Below are 20108 nucleotides of genomic sequence, written 5' to 3' on the forward strand. Positions count from 1 at the left end.
TTACGCCGATCGCCATGGACCAGGGCCTGCGCTTCGCTATCCGCGAAGGCGGACGCACCGTCGGCGCCGGCGTCGTGTCGAAAATCATCGAGTAACCGCAAAGCTTTGCGGACCTGAAAAGGGCGGCTCTCGGGCCGCCCTTTTTGATTCCGGCGGCGCCGGTTTGATGATTCGACCGGCTCCGCTGACCTGGCTCCCGCGGCCGGCCTCCCTCTGGCGGGCCGGAACGTGTGTTTCGCCGCCGGGCCAAAAGTGAGCCTTTCGCGCAACAGCCTTGCGAAAACGCAGCTCACCTTGCCGAAATTTCATGCGTCATCAGACTGTTGCATTGACGCTATGAGCGGCGGGGGCGTAGCTTGACGTTCGGCGGAGACACACGTCTCCACTTCTGCGGGAGGGGAAATCTCGCCGCAAACATCGACGAGGGGAAATCTCGTCAAAAGCTTGTTTGATGAGGGGAAATCTCATCAGGCAGATAGCGCCAAGGGGGCCTGCAGCTTTGCAGGCGTCCGGTATTTTTTATCGTGGAGGGATTGAAGTGAAATCCAGAAACTACAAAGCCTGTATCCTGGCGAGCACGCTGCTCGCGGGCGCCGGCGCTCTGAGCCCGGCGATGGCTCAGGACGAAGGCGAGAGCGCGGCTGACGACGTCGTTGTCGTTACCGGCTCGCGTATCCAGTCGGCCAACCTGGTCAGCACCAGCCCCGTGACCCAGGTCAGCTCGGAAGAGCTGGATCTGCGCGGCGTTGTGCGCGTTGAAGACATGCTGAACACCCTGCCGCAAGCGTTTGCGGCCCAGGGCAGCGCGGTTTCCAACGGCGCGACCGGCACGGCGACCGTCAACCTGCGCGGTCTTGGCGCGGTTCGCACGCTCGTCCTGGTCAACGGCCGTCGTCTGCCGTTTGGTTCGCCGGGCGCCGGCGGTGTTCCGCCCGACCTGAACCAGGTCCCGTCCGCGCTCGTCGAGCGTGTTGAAGTTCTGACCGGCGGCGCCTCGGCCGTGTACGGCTCCGACGCCCTTTCCGGCGTTGTGAACTTCATCATGATGGATGACTTCGAGGGCGTCCGTATCGACACCCAGTACAGCTTCTATCAGCACAACAACGACAGCAGCACGCAGGACGTGATTGCGCCGTTCATTCAGCAGAATCCGGACCAGTTCAAACTGCCGGACGACAATGTTGTTGACGGCGAGACGTTTGAAGTTACGGCCATCATGGGCGTGAATACGCCGGACGGCCGCGGTAACGCGACTGTGTTCGCCGGCTATCGCAACGTTGACCCGATCACGCAGTCCGAACGCGACTACTCGGCTTGCGCCTTCGGCGCGGCGGGTGATCAGTTCACCTGCTCGGGTTCCTCGACGAACGCCCGCGCCAACCTGCTGAACCTGAACGGCGCCTATAACCTGCCGCAGTTCACTTCGACGGTTCCGGGCAACGGCACGTTCCGTGCGTTTGATAGCGCGACGGACACGTTCAACTTCAACCCGTTCAACTATTATCAGCGTCCGGATGAGACCTACCGTCTCGGCGCGTTTGCTCATTACGAAATCAATGAGCACTTCGAGCCGTATGCCGAGCTGAGCTTCATGGACAACCGCTCGGTTGCCCAGATCGCCCCGTCCGGCGTGTTCGGCGGCGGCGTGCAAGGCACCAACGGCGGCATCAACTGTAACAACCCGTTCCTCTCTGATCAGCAGGTTGACTATCTCTGCCGTCAGGGCGCGGGCTTCACCGATGCCGAAATCGCCGCGGGCGCGATCGCCGAAGGCGTTCTGATCCTGCGTCGTAACGTCGAAGGCGGTAACCGCCGCGACGACCTGCAGCACAACGCCTATCGCGGCGTGGTTGGCGTACGTGGCGAAGCCTTCGCCGGCTTCGATTACGACGTCTATGCTTCCTGGTCGAAAGTGACGCTGACGGAAGATTACGAGAACGAGCTTTCGGTCCGTAAATCCGCCAACGCGCTGTATGCGGTTCCGGACGGCCAAGGCGGCGCGGTTTGCGCCATCAACGCCGACGCCGACCCGGCCAATGACGACCCGGCCTGCGTGCCGCTGGACTATTTCAGCCCGGCCGGCCCGTCTGACGCTGCTCTGGCTTACGCCACCTCGCCGCTGCTGCAGCGTGGTGAAACGAACCAGCAGGTTGTCAGCGCCTCCATCTTCGGCGATCTGGGCCAGTATGGCGTCCAGTCCCCGATGGCGGACAATGGCGTTGCTATCGCTCTGGGTACGGAATACCGCCGTGACTATCTCGACCGTCTGCCTGACGCCGGCTTCCAGTCCGGTGACGGCTTCGGTCAGGGTGGCCCGACGCTTCCGGTCTCCGGCTCCACGGACGTTTACGAGTTCTTCGGCGAACTTCAGGTTCCGCTGATCGAGAACCGTCCGGGCTTCGAGGCGCTGACGTTCGAAGCGGCTTACCGCTATTCGGACTACTCCAGCGGCTTCAAGACCGACACGTACAAGCTGGCCGCCGACTGGTCCCCGGTTTCGGACTTCCGTTTCCGCGGCTCCTATCAGCGCGCCGTGCGTGCGCCGAACGTCATCGAGCTGTTCTCGTCCCAGGGGCTGAACCTGTTCGACCTTACCCAGAATGCGAACGGTCTGTACGATCCGTGCGCGGGTGACTTCGATCCGGCCACGTCCACGCCTGAACCGGCCCGTTCGCTGGCCGAATGTCAGCGCACCGGTGTTACGGCCGACCAGTACGGCGCCATCGCCGACAACCCGGCCGGCCAGTTCAACCAGCTGACGGGCGGTAACCCGGATCTTGATCCGGAATCGGCCGACACCTACTCGCTGGGCCTCGTTGGCACGCCGAGCTTCATCCCGGGTCTGAGCTTCTCGATCGACTACTTCAACATCGAGATCGAAGACACCATCTCCACCATTCCGCCGACGGCGTCCCTGGCGAACTGCCTGGACTCCGGCGACCCGGTCTTCTGTGACCTGGTCAACCGCGGCAACGGCGGAACGCTCTGGGCTGGCACGTCCGGTTTCGTGACGGCGCTGAACATCAACACCGGCTCTCTGAAGACCTCCGGTGTCGACCTGACGGCGGCGTATTCCTACGACATCGGCACGTATGGCGGCCTGGGCTTCGACTTCGTCGGAACCTGGCTGGATGAAATCACGACTGTCGATTTCCCGGGTGACACGGCCTATGACTGCGTGGGCTACTATGGCGGCACCTGCGGCACGCCGAACCCGGAATGGCGCCACAAGCTGCGCGCGAGCTGGAACACCCCGTGGGATGTTACGGTCTCCGCCTCCTGGCGTTACTTCGACTCTGTCGACATTTCGTCGAAGAGCTCCAATCCGAAGCTCAACGGCACGTTCGCTCCGGTCAACGAAACTCTGGATTCCCAGAACTACTTTGACCTGGCGGGCTCCTGGCAAGTGCGTGAAAACGCGATGCTGCGCCTTGGCGTGAACAACATCTTCGACCGCGATCCGCCTCTCTCGGCGGCGGTCGGCGCCGGCTTCGGCAACGGCAACACCTTCCCGCAAGTCTATGACTCGCTGGGCCGGTACGTCTTCGCCGGCGCGACGGTCGACTTCTAGGACCACCGCGTAAGCGTAAAGAATTGGGCCGGCGGGTTATCCCGCCGGCCCTTTTCTTTTGTCTTCAATTTGAAACGCTGCAGGGGCGGGCCTGACGCCGCCCGGCCGTCACCGGAGGCGGCGGACCTTGACCAGGCGGTTCAGTTCCGGAAAGCGCATGCGATAACCGGACAGGAAGCCTTTCACGACCTCGATCTGGTAGGTCTCGCCATCATCGAGCGACAGCATGGTCCGGTCGAAGTCCTGTTGCGCCCAGACCTGGTCATTATCCAGAATGAAAATGTAGTTGCCGGAATTGGTGCGGGAATAATCGATAACCCGCGCTTCCAGCTTGTTGTCCGGATTATCCGGGTCGTCTTTCGGCATCCGGCGGTTCTGGGACGCCATGACCTGTTCCGCGCCCAGTCCGCTCACCGCCGGTTCCTGCGGGTCGAGAATTTCGGCCCGGCGTTCACGGGGCAGGCGGCTTGCCAGATCTGCGACCGCTTCCTCCAGACAATCGATTCGCGCCTGCGCCTCGGTTTGTGCGCGGCATTCGGCGAGAATCGGGTCGGCGACGGGGTCGCCCTGAACGGCGTGTGCGGCGCCCGCGAGGGTGGCCGCGCCCGCAGCGCCCATTGTCAGGGCGAGATATCGGATGCGCATGGAGGCTCCATTCATTGTAAAAACCTTGGAACGAGCGATTGTATAGACCTCTACAATCGCGGCAATCATCCGCGCGCCAGTCTGACCCGCGAGGCTTCAAAGCTCTCGGCTGAAAGGAAGGGCGGCGTCAGTGCGATGAAGGTCTGGTCCAAGCGGCGGAGCCGTGATACTCCGCCTTTCTGGAATCGTAGGGGTATAGCTCAGTTGGTAGAGCGACGGTCTCCAAAACCGTAGGTCGCGGGTTCAAATCCTGCTGCCCCTGCCATCTTTTTTGCGTCTGGCTGAAGACAGGCGCCCGGAGGGTCTTGCGCAGAGGCGCCGGTTGGCGCTATCTATCCGCCCTTCGGACGATACGTATCTTAACGGCGTCGGTTCGGCCGCCTTATGGCGAGGCGACGGACGTCGTTTTTTGCTGTGGAGCCGGAAATGGGCGGGGCAAATTCTGACCGCTCCGGCGCGGCGCTTGAAGGTAGAATATGGCGGAAACGAAGAAACGCGTGGGGCCGGTGAAATTTCTCGGCCAGGTCCGTCAGGAAGGCCGCAAGGTCACCTGGACGCCGTGGCGGGAGACCGCGATCACCACGATTATGGTTTTCGTGATGGTTGCGATCATGTCCACCTTCTTTTTCGTGACCGACATGGTGGTTTCAACCGCGCTGCAGTTTGGCTTGAGCGTGCTCGAAGGTATCTAAAGCATGGCTGATTATAAGTGGTACATCGTTCACGCCTATTCGAACTTCGAAAAGAAGGTCGCCGAGGCGATTCAGCGCGAGGCCGCTGAAAAGGGGCTTGAGGACCTGTTTGAAGAGGTTCTCGTTCCGACCGAGGACGTGACCGAAGTGCGCCGTGGCCGCAAGGTCAATGCCGAGCGCAAATTCTTTCCCGGCTATGTCCTGGTCAAGATGAACATGACGGATGAGGGCTATCACCTCGTCAAGAATACGCCGAAAGTCACGGGTTTCCTCGGCTCCGGCAAAACGCCGATGCCGGTCAGCGAAAATGAAGTGAAGCGCATCCTCGGCCAGATGGAAGAGGGCGTGGAACGGGAAATTCCGGAGATCCGCTTCGATATCGGCGAGAAGGTGAAGGTCACCGAGGGGCACTTCCAGTCCTTCGAGGGGCAGATCGAGGACATCGATCAGGATACCGGCCGCCTGAAGGTGGCGATTTCGATTTTCGGGCGCTCAACCCCGGTCGAACTGGAATATGCACAGGTCGAGAAGCTGAGCTGATTTGATATTTCGATGCGGGAGGCGTTCGGGAAAGACCCTCTGGTTCGCCGCACCGCGCAACTCTTGAGTTCAAAGGAAAGAGTAACAGGGCATGGCAAAGAAAATTGACGGCTACATCAAGCTGCAGGTGCCGGCGGGGTCCGCAAACCCGTCGCCGCCGATCGGCCCGGCGCTTGGCCAGCGCGGCGTGAACATCATGGAGTTCTGCAAGGCGTTCAACGCCAAGACGGAAGGCATGGAAAAGGGGATGCCGATCCCCACGACCATCACCGTCTTCCAGGACAAGTCCTTCACGTTTGAAACCAAGACTCCGCCCGCCAGCTTCCTGCTGATGAAGGCGGCGAAGGTGAAAAAGGGCTCGGAGACGCCGGGCGAAGCGACGGCCGGCAAGGTGACGATGGCGCAGGTGCGCGAAATCGCCGAGCAGAAAATGGTCGACCTGAACGCGAACGATCTGGATCAGGCGTCCAAGATCATCGCCGGTTCGGCGCGCTCCATGGGTCTCGAGGTTGTGGGTTAGTCCAATGGCGAACATGAACGCAAAACGTTACGCGGCCGCTGTTGAGAAACTCGAGCCGAACAAGAATTACAGCCTCACTGAAGCGGTGTCGCTGGTGAAGAAAAATGCGACCGCCAAGTTTGATGAGACCATCGAGATCTCGATCAATCTGGGCGTCGACCCGCGTCACGCGGACCAGATGGTCCGCGGTGTTGTGAACCTGCCGCATGGCACGGGCCGCACGATGCGCGTCGCTGTCTTCGCCAAGGGCGCGAAGGCCGAGGAAGCCAAGAAGGCGGGCGCCGACGTGGTTGGCGCCGACGATCTGGCGGAGAAGGTTCAGGCCGGCGAGATGGATTTCGATCGCGTCATCGCCACTCCGGACATGATGCCGCTGGTTGGCCGTCTGGGTAAGGTTCTGGGTCCCAAGGGCCTGATGCCGAACCCGAAGGTCGGCACGGTGACCCCGGATGTCGCCAAGGCCATCGGCGAAGCCAAGGGCGGCGCGGTGCAGTTCCGCGTTGAGAAGTCCGGCATCGTTCACGCCGGCGTTGGCAAGGCGAGCTTCGCCGAGAACGCGCTGGAGGAAAATCTCCGCGCGTTTGTCGATGCGATCGTCAAGGCCAAGCCGACGGGCGCCAAAGGCACGTATGTGAAAAAGATCGCTCTGACCTCCACCATGGGGCCGGGCGTTCGGGTCGAAACCGCGGACGCGCTGAACGCGTCGTAACAGCCGGTTCGGCCAAACAGGAATCCGGGTCTTCGGGCCCGGCGCAGGCGGCGCGGCGGGGCCTTTTCAAGGCTCCGGTTCGCCGCCGACCTGTCCGAGATCGCAGGGGGCTTTCGGGCCTTAATCCCCGTTTCCGGGCCCTGTGTGAGACAGAGCGAAAGATCGATGCGCGCTCCTTCCCGTGGAAGGCGCGGTCGGTTCGAGCCCTGGGACAGGAATGCGCGTTTTGCGCGTCTGGTCCTTTACGGGGCGGGGCGTGTCTGACGCGCCCTCTAGGACGCTCCGTGGTGGAGTGTCCGAAAACAGGGAGACCGCAATGGATAGGAATGAGAAACATGACGCGGTTGAAGCGCTGAAGGGCGTTTTCGACTCGTCCGGTTCCGTGATCCTGACCCACTATAGCGGGTTGAACGTTGCGGAAATGACGAAGCTGCGCAATGGCCTCCGCGAGGCCGGCGGCAGCATCAAGGTGGTCAAGAACCGCCTGGCCAAGATCGCGCTCAAGGGCAAGCCCGGCGAGGGCGCTTCCGACCTGTTCCAGGGTCCGGTCGCCATCGCCTACGCCGAGGACTTCGTGTCCGCCCCGAAGAGCGTGGTGGAGTTCGTGAAGTCCAACGACAAGCTCAAGATCGTTGGCGGTTTCATGGGCGACGAGATTCTGGACGCCAGCGGCGTTGAGGCTCTGTCCAAGATGCCGTCGCGTGAAGAGATGATCGCGACGATCGCGGCCCGCCTCACCGGTCAGGCTTCGCAGATCGGCCAGCGTCTGTCGGCGCCGGGCTCCATGCTCGCGTCCCAGATCCAGGCCATCGGCGAACAGGCCGCCGCCTAGAACCCGTCATTCTCTGCAATCGAACTGACAATCTGCGTATCCAAAAGGAAGTAATGAAATGGCTGATGTAGCTAAACTTGCTGACGAGCTTCTTTCCCTGACCATCATGGAAGCGAAAGAGCTCAACGACATTCTGGAAGAAAAAGGCATCAAGGTCGCGGCTCCGGTCGCGGTTGCCGGTGCGGCTGGCGGCGACGCCGGCGCGGGCGCTGCCGAGGAAAAGGATGAGTTCGACGTCATCCTGACCGAGGTCGGCGACAAGAAGATCAACGTGATCAAGGAAGTCCGCGGCATCACGGGCCTGGGCCTGAAAGAAGCCAAGGAGCTTGTCGAAGGCGCTCCGAAGGCCGTCAAGGAAGGCGCGCCGAAGGCTGAAGCCGAAGAGATCAAGGCCAAGCTGGAAGAAGCCGGCGCCAAGGTCGAGCTTAAGTAACTGGCGTTTCAAGGGCGTCCAGCCTGGCCGGTAACGGTCTGGCCGGACGCCCGCGTCTGTTTACTCGAATTTCGCGCGCGCGGCGATTTCGCCCTCGCGTTGCGCGCGTAAAAGGGGCGGGGACGGTTTATCCGGCCCGGCCATCGGGGGCGAGGCGATTGTTAGGTCCGCGCGGATGTTCGCGCGGCCAAAGCGGATTGATCCGCAAAGGGAGCAGCGATGTCTCTGACGTTCACCGGCAAGAAGCGTATTCGGAAATCCTTTGGCCGCATCCCGGAAGTGGTGCAAATGCCAAACCTGATCGAGGTTCAGAAGAGCTCCTACGATCATTTTCTCCAGGCTGACGTGAAGCATGAGAACCGCGAAGACGATGGTCTTCTGGCGGTTTTCAAGTCGGTCTTCCCGATCAAGGATTTCAGCGAACGCGCGACTCTGGAGTTCGTTTCCTACGAGTTTGAACAGCCCAAGTTCGATGTCGAGGAATGCCAGCAGCGCGACATCACCTTCGCGGCGCCGCTGCGCGTGAAGCTGCGCCTGATCGTGTTCGATACGGACGAGGAAACGGGCGCGAAGTCGGTCAAGGACATCAAGGAACAGGATGTCTATATGGGCGACATCCCGCTGATGACCGACAAAGGCACGTTTGTCATCAACGGCACCGAGCGCGTGATCGTCTCCCAGATGCACCGCTCGCCGGGCGTCTTCTTCGACCACGACAAGGGCAAGACGCACGCCAGCGGCAAGTATCTCTTCGCCGCGCGCGTCATACCTTACCGCGGCTCGTGGCTGGATTTTGAATTCGACGCCAAGGACATCGTGCATGTCCGTATCGACCGCCGCCGCAAGCTGCCGGCGACGACGATGCTCTATGGCCTGGGCATGGACAAGGAAGACATCCTGTCCACCTTCTACGACTCGGTTGTCTATACGCGCGCCAAAAAGGGCGGATGGTCCACGCCGCTGAACGCCGAGCGCCTGAAGGGCCAGAAACCGACCCGTGACCTGATCGACGCCAAGACGGGCGACGTGATTGCGCCTGCCGGCCGCAAGATCACGGCGCGTTCGGTCAAGAAAATGGAAGAGGCCAAGGTCAAGAACCTGCTTCTGTCCGATGAAGAGCTGATCGGCCGCTTCTCCGCCTTTGACATCGTCAACGCCGAAACCGGCGAAATCTTTGTCGAGGCCGGCGACGAGCTGGGCGAAGAGACGCTGGAAACGCTTGCCGAGGCCGGCATTGACGAGCTCGAGCTGCTGGACATCGACCACATCAATATCGGCGGTTACATCCGCAATACGCTGGCCGCCGACAAGAACGAGAACCGCGAACAGGCGCTGGTGGACATCTACCGCGTCATGCGTCCGGGCGAGCCGCCGACCGCGGACACCGCCGACGCCCTGTTCAAGGGCCTGTTCTTCGATTCCGAGCGCTACGACCTGTCCTCGGTCGGCCGTGTGAAAATGAACATGCGTCTGGATCTGGATGCGGAAGACAATGTCCGCGTCCTGCGCAAGGAAGACATCCTGGCGATCCTTCAGACCATGGTCGGCCTGCGCGACGGCAAGGGCGAAGTCGATGACATCGACAATCTTGGCAACCGCCGGGTGCGTTCTGTCGGCGAGCTGATGGAAAACCAGTACCGCATTGGCCTGCTGCGCATGGAGCGCGCGATCAAGGAACGCATGACCAGCGTCGATATCGACACGGTGATGCCGCATGACCTGATCAACGCCAAACCGGCGGCCGCGGCGGTGCGTGAATTCTTCGGCTCCTCGCAGCTGTCGCAGTTCATGGACCAGACCAACCCGCTGTCCGAAATCACCCACAAACGCCGCCTGTCGGCGCTGGGCCCGGGCGGCCTGACGCGCGAACGCGCCGGCTTTGAAGTGCGCGACGTGCATCCGACCCACTATGGCCGGATCTGCCCGATCGAGACGCCGGAAGGGCCGAATATCGGCCTGATCAACTCTCTGGCGACCCATGCGCGCGTCAACAAGTACGGCTTCATCGAGAGCCCGTACCGCAAGGTGAACAAGGGCAAGATGACCGACGAGGTTGTCTATCTCTCCGCCATGGAAGAGGCCCGTTACACCGTGGCCCAGGCCAATGCGGCCGTGGACGACAAGGGGCAGCTGAAAAACGATCTGGTGACCTGCCGGGTCAGCGGCGAAGTGACGCTGATTCCGCGCGAGGAAGTGGACCTGATCGACGTGTCGCCGAAACAGCTGGTTTCGGTCGCCGCGGCGCTCATCCCGTTCCTGGAAAACGACGACGCCAACCGCGCCCTGATGGGCTCGAACATGCAACGTCAGGCCGTGCCGCTTCTGAAGTCGGAAGCGCCGCTGGTCGGAACGGGCATGGAAGCGGTTGTGGCGCGCGATTCCGGTGCCGCCATTACCGCCAAGCGCGACGGCATCGTGGAGCAGGTGGACGCGCAGCGTATCGTTATCCGCGCGACCAAGGAGAACGACCCCACCAAGCCGGGCGTCGACATCTACAACCTGCTGAAGTTCCAGCGCTCCAACCAGTCGACCTGCATCAACCAGCGTCCGCTGGTTCGCGTGGGCGATGAGGTCAATGCCGGCGATATCGTCGCTGACGGACCGTCGACGGACCTGGGCGAGCTGGCTCTGGGCCGTAACGCGCTGGTCGCGTTCATGCCCTGGAACGGTTACAACTTCGAGGACTCCATCCTGATCTCCGAACGCATCGTCCGTGACGACGTGTTCACCTCCATCCATCTGGAGGAGTTCGAGATCATGGCCCGCGACACCAAGCTGGGTCCGGAAGAGATCACCCGCGATATCCCGAATGTCGGCGAGGAAGCCCTGCGCAATCTCGACGAGGCGGGCATCGTGTCGATCGGCGCCGAGGTTCACTCTGGCGATATTCTCGTCGGCAAGGTGACGCCGAAGGGCGAGTCGCCGATGACTCCGGAAGAGAAGCTCCTCCGCGCCATCTTCGGTGAAAAGGCCTCCGACGTTCGCGACACCTCCCTGAAGCTGCCCCCGGGCACGACGGGCACGGTCGTCGAAGTGCGCGTGTTCAACCGTCATGGCGTCGAAAAAGACCAGCGCGCGATGCAGATCGAGCGCGAGGAAATCGAGCGCCTGGCCAAGGACCGCGACGACGAACTGGCGATCCTGGAGCGCAACATCTATGGCCGTCTGAAGGACCTGATCCTCGGCAAGACCGCGGTGTCCGGCCCGAAAGGCTTCACCAAGGGCGAGATCACCGAGGACAAGCTGGAAGATCTCAGCCGCGGCCAGTGGTGGCAGATCGGTCTCGGCGACGAGGCCGCGATGTCCGAGGTCGAGGCGCTGCAGAAGCAGTATGACGACTCCAAGTCCCGCCTGGACGCGCGGTTCGAGGATAAGGTCGACAAGCTGCAGCGGGGCGACGAACTGCCGCCGGGCGTGATGAAGATGGTCAAGGTCTTCGTCGCGGTGAAGCGCAAGCTGGCGCCGGGCGACAAGATGGCCGGCCGTCACGGCAACAAGGGCGTGATCTCGCGCATCGTTCCGATCGAGGACATGCCCTTCCTGGAAGACGGCAAGCCGGTCGACATCGTCCTGAACCCGCTGGGCGTGCCTTCGCGGATGAATGTCGGGCAGATCCTGGAAACCCATCTGGGCTGGGCCTGTTCGGGCCTAGGCCGCCAGATCGGCGTGGCCTACGACACCTACAAGCGCGAGAACGACATCAAGCCGCTGAAGGATACGTTCAAGAATATCCTTGGCGACGATGCCGAGCTGCCGCGCAAGAACGAAGAGCTGGCCGAGCTTGGCCGGAACATGGCCAACGGTCTTCCCATCGCCACGCCGGTCTTTGACGGCGCGCGCGAGGACGAGATCGTCGAGCATCTGGAGAAGGCGGGCTTCCGCTCCTCCGGTCAGTCGACCCTGCATGACGGCCGCACCGGCGAGAAATTCGCCCGCGACGTCACGGTCGGCTACATGTACCTGCTCAAGCTGCACCACCTGGTGGACGACAAGATCCACGCCCGTTCCATCGGCCCCTACAGCCTGGTTACCCAGCAGCCGCTGGGCGGCAAGGCGCAGTTTGGCGGCCAGCGCTTCGGCGAGATGGAAGTGTGGGCGCTGGAAGCCTATGGCGCGGCCTACACGCTGCAGGAGATGCTGACGGTCAAGTCGGACGACGTGGCTGGCCGGACCAAGGTCTATGAGGCCATTGTCCGCGGCGACGACTCGTTCGAAGCCGGCATCCCGGAAAGCTTCAACGTGCTTGTGAAGGAAATGCGTTCGCTGGGTCTGGACGTCGAGCTTCAGAACAGCTGACGCGCGAAAGCGGTAATTGAAACACGCCGGCGGGCGGATCGCGTATCCCCCGCCGGCCCTGGAATTAGCGGCTCATAAGGAGGCCGATGTCATGAACCAAGAGGTCATGAACATCTTTAATCCGGCGGCGGAAGAACCCGTCTTCGATCAAATCCGGATCGGGCTGGCCAGCCCGGAAAAGATTCATTCCTGGTCATACGGCGAAATCAAGAAGCCGGAGACGATCAATTACCGGACCTTCAAGCCGGAGCGGGACGGCCTGTTCTGCGCCCGGATTTTTGGTCCGATCAAGGATTACGAATGCTTGTGCGGCAAGTACAAGCGTATGAAATACAAAGGCATTATCTGCGAGAAGTGCGGCGTTGAAGTGACGCTCGCGCGGGTTCGCCGTGAGCGCATGGGCCATATCGAACTGGCCGCGCCAGTCGCCCATATCTGGTTCCTGAAGTCGCTCCCGTCCCGCATCTCGCTGATGATGGACATGATGCTCAAGGACGTCGAACGCGTCCTTTACTTCGAGCAATACGTGGTGATGGAGCCCGGCCTGACGCCGCTTGAGCCCAAGCAGCTTCTGACCGAGGAAGAATATCACCAGGCTCAGGAAGAGTATGGCGAGGACAGCTTCACCGCCGGCATCGGCGCCGAGGCGATCCGCGAAATGCTCATCGGCATCGACCTCGAGAAGGAAGCGGCCAAGGTCCGCGACGATATCGAGGAAACCGGCTCCGAGCTGAAGAAGAAGAAATTCCTCAAGCGGCTGAAGCTGCTGGAATCCTTCCTGTCTTCCGGCAACCGTCCGGAATGGATGATCATGACGGTCGTGCCGGTGATCCCGCCGGAACTGCGTCCGCTGGTCCCGCTGGACGGCGGCCGTTTCGCGACGTCCGACCTCAACGACCTGTATCGCCGGGTGATCAACCGGAACAACCGCCTGAAGCGCCTGATGGAGCTGCGCGCGCCGGACATCATCATCCGCAACGAAAAGCGGATGCTGCAGGAATCCGTCGACGCGCTGTTCGACAATGGCCGCCGCGGCCGGACCATCACGGGCGCCAACAAGCGCCCGCTGAAATCCATGTCGGACATGCTGAAGGGCAAGCAGGGCCGGTTCCGTCAGAACCTGCTCGGCAAGCGCGTGGACTATTCCGGCCGTTCCGTGATCGTGGTCGGTCCGGAGCTGAAGCTGCATGAGTGCGGCCTGCCGAAGAAAATGGCGCTGGAGCTGTTCAAGCCGTTCATCTATGCGCGGCTGGACGCCAAGGGCCTGTCTGGCACCGTCAAGCAGTCCAAGAAGATGGTGGAAAAAGAGCGGCCCGAAGTCTGGGATATCCTGGACGAGGTGATCCGCGAGCATCCGGTTCTTCTGAACCGCGCGCCGACGCTTCACCGTCTGGGCATCCAGGCGTTCGAGCCCAAGCTGATCGAGGGCAAGGCCATCCAGCTTCACCCGCTGGTCTGCGCCGCGTTCAACGCCGACTTCGACGGCGACCAGATGGCCGTGCACGTTCCGCTGAGCCTCGAGGCGCAGCTGGAAGCGCGCGTCCTGATGATGTCGACGAACAATATCCTGTCGCCTGCCAACGGGCGGCCGATCATTGTGCCGTCGCAGGACATCGTCCTCGGTCTCTACTATCTCTCTTTGGAGAAGGAAGGCGAGCCGGGCGAGGGGATGATCTTCTCGAACATCGCCGAAATCGAGGCCGCGCTGGATGCGGGCGCCGTGTCGCTTCATTCGAAGATCAAGGCGCGCTGGGTCACCCAGAATGAGGATGGCGAGCGCGTTACCCAGATCGTCGAGTCGACGCCGGGCCGCATGAAGATCGCCGAGCACCTGCCGCGCGATTACAAAGTCCCGTTCGACGTGATCAACCGCACGCTGACGAAGAAGGAAATCGGCTCCGTGATCGACGTGGTCTACCGCCACACCGGTCAGAAGGCGACGGTCATCTTCTGCGACCAGATCATGAAGCTGGGCTTCAAGGAAGCCGCCAAGGCCGGCATTTCCTTCGGCAAGGACGACATGGTCATTCCGGAGTCCAAGAAGACGCTGGTCGAAGAGACCCGTCAGCTGGTCACCGAATATGAGCAGCAATATGCCGACGGCCTGATCACCAAGGGTGAGAAGTACAACAAGGTCGTCGACGCCTGGGCCAAGTGCACCGACAAGGTCGCCGACATCATGATGGACGAGGTCTCCCGTATGGAGACCGGCGAGGACGGCCGCATGGGCGAGCCGAACTCCATCTTCATGATGGCCCATTCCGGCGCCCGCGGCTCCAAGAACCAGATGAAGCAGCTGGCCGGCATGCGCGGCCTGATGGCCAAGCCGTCGGGCGAGATCATCGAGACGCCGATCATCTCGAACTTCAAGGAAGGCCTGACCGTGCTGGAGTACTTCAACTCCACCCACGGCGCCCGTAAGGGTCTGGCCGACACCGCCCTGAAGACCGCCAACTCCGGTTACCTGACCCGCCGTCTGGTTGACGTGGCGCAGGACTGCATCGTTCTGGAAAATGATTGCGGATCGACCGAAGGCATCGAGATGCAGACGATTGTCGAGGGCGGCGACGTGGTCGTCTCGCTCGGCCAGCGCATCCTGGGCCGGGTTCTGGCCGAGGACATCGTGCACCCCGAGACCGGCGAGACGATGGCCGAGGCCGGCGACTACATGGACGAGCGCCTGATCGCGGAAATCGACGAGGCGGAAGTCCAGTCGGCCCGCGTCCGCTCCGTGCTGACCTGCGAGACCCGCACCGGCGTCTGCTCGGAATGCTACGGCCGTGACCTGGCGCGCGGCACGCGCGTCAATATGGGCGAGGCTGTCGGCGTCATCGCGGCGCAGTCGATCGGCGAGCCGGGCACCCAGCTGACGATGCGGACCTTCCACATCGGCGGCGCGGCCCAGGTTTCCGAGAAGTCGTTCATCGAGGCCTCGCGCGACGGCAAGGTGGCGTTCAAGAACCGCTCGACGGTGAAGGACTCCTCCGGCGCCTTCGTGGTGATGAGCCGCTCGACCGAGATTGTCGTTCAGGACAAGGACGGCAAGGACCTCGAGACCTACACGCTGCCCTATGGCGCGCGTGTTCCGGTGGACGAGGGCGACGCGGTCAAGCGCGGCCAGCGTCTGGCCGAGTGGGACCCGTACACCACCCCGATCATCACCGAGGTCGGCGGCCAGGTGAAGTTCCTCGACCTCGCCGACGGCGTTTCCGTGAAGGAAGAGATGGACGAAGCCACCGGCATCTCGTCCAAGGTCGTGATCGACTGGCGCGCCTCCCAGCGCGGCGGCGATCTGCAGCCGGCCGTCGTGGTACAGGACAAGAAGGGCGAGCCGGTCGAGCTCGGCTCTGGCAAGATCGCCAACTACATGCTGGCGGTCGGCGCCATCCTGTCCGTCACCGACGGGGACGAGGTGAAGCCGGGCGACGTTCTGGCCCGTATCCCGACCGAGGGCGCCAAGACGCGCGACATCACGGGCGGTCTGCCGCGCGTGGCGGAGCTGTTCGAAGCGCGCCGGCCGAAGGATCACGCCATCATCGCCGACATTGACGGCAAGGTGGAATACGGCCGCGACTACAAGAACAAGCGCCGCATCGCCATCGTGCCGGAGGGCGAGGACGCCGAGAAGGTCGAGTATCTCGTGCCGAAAGGCCGCCACCTAATGGTTCAGGAAGGCGACCACATCAAGCGCGGCGAATACCTGATGGACGGCAACCCGGCCCCGCACGACATTCTGTCCGTGATGGGCGTCGAGGCGCTGGCGCAGTACCTGATCGCCGAGATCCAGGACGTCTATCGCCTGCAGGGCGTGCCGATCAACGACAAGCATATCGAAGTGATCGTGCGCCAGATGCTGCAGAAGGTGGAGATTACCGATCCGGGCGACACCACCTTCCTGGTCGGCGAACAGGTCGACCGCGTGGAGATGGAAGAAGCCAACGAAGCGCTGAAGGGCAAGAAGAAGCACGCCGCCGGCGACCCGGTCCTGCTGGGCATCACCAAGGCCTCGCTGCAGACCCGCTCCTTCATCTCCGCGGCCTCGTTCCAGGAAACCACCCGCGTGCTGACCGAGGCCTCGGTCCAGGGCAAGGTGGATACGCTGGAAGGCCTGAAGGAGAACGTGATCGTGGGCCGTCTCATCCCGGCCGGCACCGGCGGTCACATGCGCAAGATGGCCAAGGTTGCCCACAAACGCGACCAGAAGCAGCTTGCAGCGAACGAAGCGGCCCGCGCCGAGGCGCTCCCCGCCGAAATCGCCGAAGCCGCCGAGGCCGAAGCCAGCACCCCGGAACAGGAAACCCCGAAATCCGAGGACTAGGCTCTGCGCCTTGCACGCAAACAGGAAAGGCCGCCGGCAACCCCGGCGGCCTTTTTCTTTGCCGCTGTCCAAGTATGCGAATCGCGGGACGTCTGGCTCGAATCGATCTGGAGAATCAGTCAGTTGGAGATTCGCGGGCGATATTTCCGGCTTGTGGCCCGATAGCGCTGCTCCGTACCCAGGCGCCAGGGCGCGGGCGCAGCTTTCAGGAGGGGCCGGAACGCCAATAATGCTGGGGCGGGACGGGGGTAATTCCCAAATCGCTGCGCGCGGCCGGTCATTCGCTGCACATGCCGTGGCGATTGGCTTGACGGGTCAGCGGGGCGGCGTTACATAGCGGCTCGTTTTTGGGACTGGCCGTAGCCGTTTTCTGGGCTAAACGCGGTTCGCGAACCAATGACGTTAAAGATTTAGGAGCTGAACAGAGCTCCGACGCCGCCTCCGGCTAACGGGAAGGGCGGTTTTCGTCTTGGCGATGGGGATGATCCCTTTGCCAATGGGTTATTTGTTAGGTTGCGAGAGCGAGAACGCATGCCGACGATCAATCAACTCGTGCGCAAGCCGCGCAGTCCGAAGCGCAAGCGGAACAAGGTTCCGGCGCTGGAGGGCTGCCCGCAGCGCCGCGGCGTTTGCACCCGTGTTTACACGACGACCCCGAAGAAGCCGAACTCGGCCCTCCGGAAGGTTGCGAAGGTGCGTCTGACCTCCGGTCATGAAGTGGTGAGCTACATTCCGGGCGAAGGTCACAACCTTCAGGAGCACTCCGTGGTGCTGATCCGCGGCGGCCGCGTGAAAGACCTTCCGGGCGTGCGCTACCACGTGCTGCGCGGCGTTCTGGATACCCAGGGCGTTAAAGACCGCAAGCAGCGCCGTTCGCTCTACGGCGCCAAGCGTCCGAAATAGGGAAGCGAGAACACCATGTCCCGTCGTCACCGCGCAGAAAAACGCGACATCATTCCGGACCCGAAATTCGGGGACGAGGTCCTGACCAAGTTCATGAACTACGTCATGCGTGACGGTCAGAAATCGAAGGCCGAGCGTATCGTCTACGGCGCTTTCGAGATTGTTGAAGAGAAGACGCGCCAGGAGCCGATCCAGATTTTCCACGATGCGCTGGAAAACGTGAAGCCGGCCGTCGAGGTTCGCTCCCGCCGGGTTGGCGGCGCGACGTACCAGGTTCCGGTTGAGGTTCGCCCCGAGCGCCGTCAGGCGCTGGCGATCCGCTGGCTGGTCAATGCGGCGCGCGGCCGTGGCGAGAACACGATGCGCGAGCGCCTGGCCGGCGAACTGATGGACGCCGCGAACAATCGCGGCTCCTCGGTGAAGAAGCGCGAAGACACGCACCGCATGGCGGACGCCAACAAGGCGTTCTCGCACTACCGCTGGTAGCGCGAAGAATACGGATTAGAGAGACTTTACGATGTCCCGCACCCACAAGATCGAAGATTACCGCAACTTCGGCATCATGGCGCATATTGACGCCGGCAAGACGACGACGACCGAGCGGATTCTGTTCTATACCGGCAAGTCCCACAAGATCGGCGAAGTCCATGACGGCGCCGCCACGATGGACTGGATGGAGCAGGAGCAGGAGCGCGGCATCACGATTACGTCCGCCGCGACGACCTGTTTCTGGAACGAGAAGCGCCTGAATATCATCGACACGCCCGGCCACGTCGACTTCACCATTGAGGTCGAGCGTTCCCTGCGCGTGCTGGACGGCGCAATTGCCCTGCTGGACGCCAATGCCGGCGTCGAGCCCCAGACCGAGACGGTGTGGCGTCAGGCCGACAAGTACGAAGTTCCGCGGATGATCTTCGTCAACAAGATGGACAAGCTGGGCGCCGATTTCTATCGCTGCGTCGAGATGATCGAAAACCGCCTGGGCGCGAATGCTCTGGTTACCCAGCTGCCGATTGGCGCGGAAACCGATTACAAGGGTCTGGTCGATCTTCTGAAAATGAAGGCGATCATCTGGGAAGACGAGGGCCTGGGCGCGGCGTTCCACGAGGAAGACATTCCGGCCGACATGGCCGACGATGCCGCCAAGTACCGTGAAAAGCTGGTCGAGGCCGCTGTCGAGGTCGATGAGGCCGCGATGGAGGCCTATCTGGAGGGCGACGAGCCCGACACCGATCAACTGAAGGCGCTGATCCGCAAGGGCACCATCAAGAACATGTTCGTGCCGATCCTGAATGGCACGGCGTTCAAGAACAAAGGCGTGCAGCCGCTGCTGGACGCGGTTGTCGATTATCTTCCGTCCCCGGTCGAGGTTGCGGCGATCCGCGGCGTTACGGCTGATGGCGACGAGGAAGACGTCAAGCGCCGCGCGTCTGACGAAGCGCCGTTCTCCGCGCTGGCCTTCAAGATCATGAACGACTCCTTTGTCGGCTCGCTGACCTTCTGCCGCATCTATTCCGGCGTCCTGAAGCAGGGCGACTCCGTGGTGAACACGGTGAAGGAAAAGAAAGAGCGGGTGGGGCGCATGATGATGATGCACTCCAATCACCGTGAAGATATCAAGGAAGCGCACGCGGGCGACATCGTCGCCATTGCGGGCCTGAAGGACACCACGACGGGCGACACGCTTTCCGATCCGGGCAGCCCGGTCATTCTGGAGCGCATGGAGTTCCCCGATCCGGTCATCGAGATCGCGATCGAGCCGAAGACCAAGTCTGACCAGGAGAAGCTGGGCGCTGGCCTGGGTCGTCTGGCGGCGGAGGATCCGTCCTTCCGCGTGACGACGGACGAGGAGTCCGGTCAGACCATCATCGCCGGCATGGGCGAGCTGCACCTGGATATCCTGGTTGACCGTCTGCGCCGCGAGTTTGGCGTCGAGGCCAATGTCGGCGCGCCGCAGGTTGCCTATCGCGAGACGCTGACCCGCGAAACGGAAATCGACTACACGCACAAGAAGCAGACGGGCGGCTCCGGCCAGTTCGCGCGCGTCAAGATCGTGTTCGAGCCGCTTGAGCCGGGCGCGGGCGCCGAGTTCGTGTCCGAGGTTGTCGGCGGCAACGTGCCGAAGGAATACATTCCGGGCGTCGAAAAGGGCATCAAGTCCGTCGCCGAATCCGGACTGCTGGCCGGCTTCCCGGTTATCGACTACCGGGCCCGCCTGATCGACGGCGCCAGCCACGATGTCGACTCGTCTGTCATGGCATTCGAGATCGCGGGCCGCGCAGCGTTCCGTGAGGCGGCCGACAAGGCCGGCGCGACGCTGCTGGAGCCGATCATGAAGGTCGAAGTGACGACGCCGGAAGAGCACATGGGCGACGTGATTGGCGACCTGAACTCCCGCCGCGGCATGGTGCAGGGCACCGAGGCGCGCGGCGTGACGCAAGTGGTCAACGCCTTCGTGCCGCTCGCCAACATGTTCGGCTACGTCAACAATCTGCGTTCGATGTCCCAGGGACGCGCGCAGTACACGATGCAGTTCGATCACTACGAACCCGTTCCGCAAGCGGTCAGCCAGGAAGTCCTGGCGAAGCTCGCGGGCTAGAGAATTAAACCGGACGTCTGCCGTCTAAAGCAGTTGTAAAAAGAGAGTTT

The 20108-nt window shown here is 62.3% G+C and carries 14 protein-coding genes and 1 tRNA gene; 14 read left to right on the forward strand and 1 reads right to left on the reverse strand.

What is annotated here, in order from left to right; all coding sequences use genetic code 11:
• Positions 1 to 95, forward strand: a 95-nt coding sequence (locus tag L338_RS17165) for an EF-Tu C-terminal domain-related protein (protein ID WP_022699316.1), incomplete at its 5' end; no start/stop codon positions are given.
• Between the two features lie 443 nt (positions 96 to 538).
• Positions 539 to 3571: a TonB-dependent receptor domain-containing protein gene (locus tag L338_RS15625; RefSeq protein WP_022699348.1), complete on the forward strand. Its 3033-nt coding sequence runs from the start codon at positions 539 to 541 to the stop codon at positions 3569 to 3571.
• 108 nt (positions 3572 to 3679) lie between these two features.
• On the opposite strand, the gene L338_RS15630 is transcribed toward L338_RS15625, so the two are convergent.
• Positions 3680 to 4216 (reverse strand): hypothetical protein, encoded by a 537-nt coding sequence (locus L338_RS15630; RefSeq protein ID WP_152485923.1) that lies wholly within the window; start codon positions 4214 to 4216, stop codon positions 3680 to 3682.
• A 189-nt stretch (positions 4217 to 4405) separates the two neighbouring features.
• On the opposite strand from L338_RS15630, the gene L338_RS15635 reads away from it, so the two are divergent.
• The 12 genes from L338_RS15635 (at position 4406) to fusA (ending at position 20058) form a co-directional block, all read left to right on the forward strand.
• Positions 4406 to 4481: transfer RNA gene (locus tag L338_RS15635), tRNA-Trp, on the forward strand.
• 211 nt (positions 4482 to 4692) lie between these two features.
• Entirely contained in the window at positions 4693 to 4908 is a 216-nt protein-coding gene (secE, locus tag L338_RS15640; RefSeq protein ID WP_022699350.1) for a preprotein translocase subunit SecE, read from the forward strand.
• A 3-nt stretch (positions 4909 to 4911) separates the two neighbouring features.
• On the forward strand, positions 4912 to 5448 hold the full coding sequence (gene nusG / locus L338_RS15645) for a transcription termination/antitermination protein NusG (protein ID WP_022699351.1): 537 nt from the start codon (positions 4912 to 4914) through the stop codon (positions 5446 to 5448).
• A gap of 91 nt (positions 5449 to 5539) precedes the next feature.
• The gene (gene rplK, locus L338_RS15650) at positions 5540 to 5968 is read left to right on the forward strand and encodes a 50S ribosomal protein L11 (RefSeq protein WP_022699352.1); all 429 of its coding nucleotides are present in this window, start codon (positions 5540 to 5542) and stop codon (positions 5966 to 5968) included.
• Positions 5969 to 5972: 4 nt separating this feature from the next.
• Entirely contained in the window at positions 5973 to 6677 is a 705-nt protein-coding gene (gene rplA / locus L338_RS15655; RefSeq protein WP_022699353.1) for a 50S ribosomal protein L1, read from the forward strand.
• 316 nt (positions 6678 to 6993) lie between these two features.
• Positions 6994 to 7509: a 50S ribosomal protein L10 gene (gene rplJ / locus L338_RS15660; protein WP_022699354.1), complete on the forward strand. Its 516-nt coding sequence runs from the start codon at positions 6994 to 6996 to the stop codon at positions 7507 to 7509.
• A gap of 58 nt (positions 7510 to 7567) precedes the next feature.
• Complete coding sequence (gene rplL, locus L338_RS15665; protein ID WP_022699355.1) at positions 7568 to 7942, forward strand: 50S ribosomal protein L7/L12; 375 nt, start codon at positions 7568 to 7570, stop codon at positions 7940 to 7942.
• A gap of 219 nt (positions 7943 to 8161) precedes the next feature.
• A complete protein-coding gene (gene rpoB / locus L338_RS15670; RefSeq protein WP_022699356.1) occupies positions 8162 to 12238 on the forward strand; it encodes a DNA-directed RNA polymerase subunit beta in 4077 nt (1358 codons plus the stop codon).
• A gap of 91 nt (positions 12239 to 12329) precedes the next feature.
• A complete protein-coding gene (gene rpoC, locus L338_RS15675) occupies positions 12330 to 16556 on the forward strand; it encodes a DNA-directed RNA polymerase subunit beta' (RefSeq protein WP_022699357.1) in 4227 nt (1408 codons plus the stop codon).
• A 531-nt stretch (positions 16557 to 17087) separates the two neighbouring features.
• Positions 17088 to 17459, forward strand: a complete 372-nt coding sequence (gene rpsL, locus L338_RS15680; RefSeq protein WP_022699358.1) for a 30S ribosomal protein S12 — start codon at positions 17088 to 17090, stop codon at positions 17457 to 17459.
• A 15-nt stretch (positions 17460 to 17474) separates the two neighbouring features.
• A complete protein-coding gene (rpsG, locus tag L338_RS15685; RefSeq protein WP_022699359.1) occupies positions 17475 to 17945 on the forward strand; it encodes a 30S ribosomal protein S7 in 471 nt (156 codons plus the stop codon).
• A 31-nt stretch (positions 17946 to 17976) separates the two neighbouring features.
• Positions 17977 to 20058 carry an elongation factor G gene (gene fusA / locus L338_RS15690; RefSeq protein ID WP_022699360.1) on the forward strand — a complete coding sequence of 694 codons (2082 nt, stop codon included), beginning with the start codon at positions 17977 to 17979 and terminating at the stop codon, positions 20056 to 20058.
• Positions 20059 to 20108 lie beyond the last annotated feature (50 nt).

It is taken from the genome of Euryhalocaulis caribicus, assembly GCF_000412185.1.
GTDB lineage: Bacteria > Pseudomonadota > Alphaproteobacteria > Caulobacterales > Maricaulaceae > Euryhalocaulis > Euryhalocaulis caribicus.

Bases quoted from the DNA above. Each gene is read 5' to 3' on its own strand.
- secE (WP_022699350.1), top strand. From the start codon at position 4,693: ATGGCGGAAACGAAGAAACGCGTGGGGCCGGTGAAATTTCTCGGCCAG.
- rplA (WP_022699353.1), top strand. From the start codon at position 5,973: ATGGCGAACATGAACGCAAAACGTTACGCGGCCGCTGTTGAGAAACTC.
- fusA (WP_022699360.1), top strand. From the start codon at position 17,977: ATGTCCCGCACCCACAAGATCGAAGATTACCGCAACTTCGGCATCATG.
- rplJ (WP_022699354.1), top strand. From the start codon at position 6,994: ATGGATAGGAATGAGAAACATGACGCGGTTGAAGCGCTGAAGGGCGTT.
- rpoB (WP_022699356.1), top strand. From the start codon at position 8,162: ATGTCTCTGACGTTCACCGGCAAGAAGCGTATTCGGAAATCCTTTGGC.
- nusG (WP_022699351.1), top strand. From the start codon at position 4,912: ATGGCTGATTATAAGTGGTACATCGTTCACGCCTATTCGAACTTCGAA.
- rpoC (WP_022699357.1), top strand. From the start codon at position 12,330: ATGAACCAAGAGGTCATGAACATCTTTAATCCGGCGGCGGAAGAACCC.
- L338_RS15630 (WP_152485923.1), bottom strand. From the start codon at position 4,216: ATGCGCATCCGATATCTCGCCCTGACAATGGGCGCTGCGGGCGCGGCC.
- rpsG (WP_022699359.1), top strand. From the start codon at position 17,475: ATGTCCCGTCGTCACCGCGCAGAAAAACGCGACATCATTCCGGACCCG.
- rpsL (WP_022699358.1), top strand. From the start codon at position 17,088: ATGCCGACGATCAATCAACTCGTGCGCAAGCCGCGCAGTCCGAAGCGC.
- rplK (WP_022699352.1), top strand. From the start codon at position 5,540: ATGGCAAAGAAAATTGACGGCTACATCAAGCTGCAGGTGCCGGCGGGG.
- rplL (WP_022699355.1), top strand. From the start codon at position 7,568: ATGGCTGATGTAGCTAAACTTGCTGACGAGCTTCTTTCCCTGACCATC.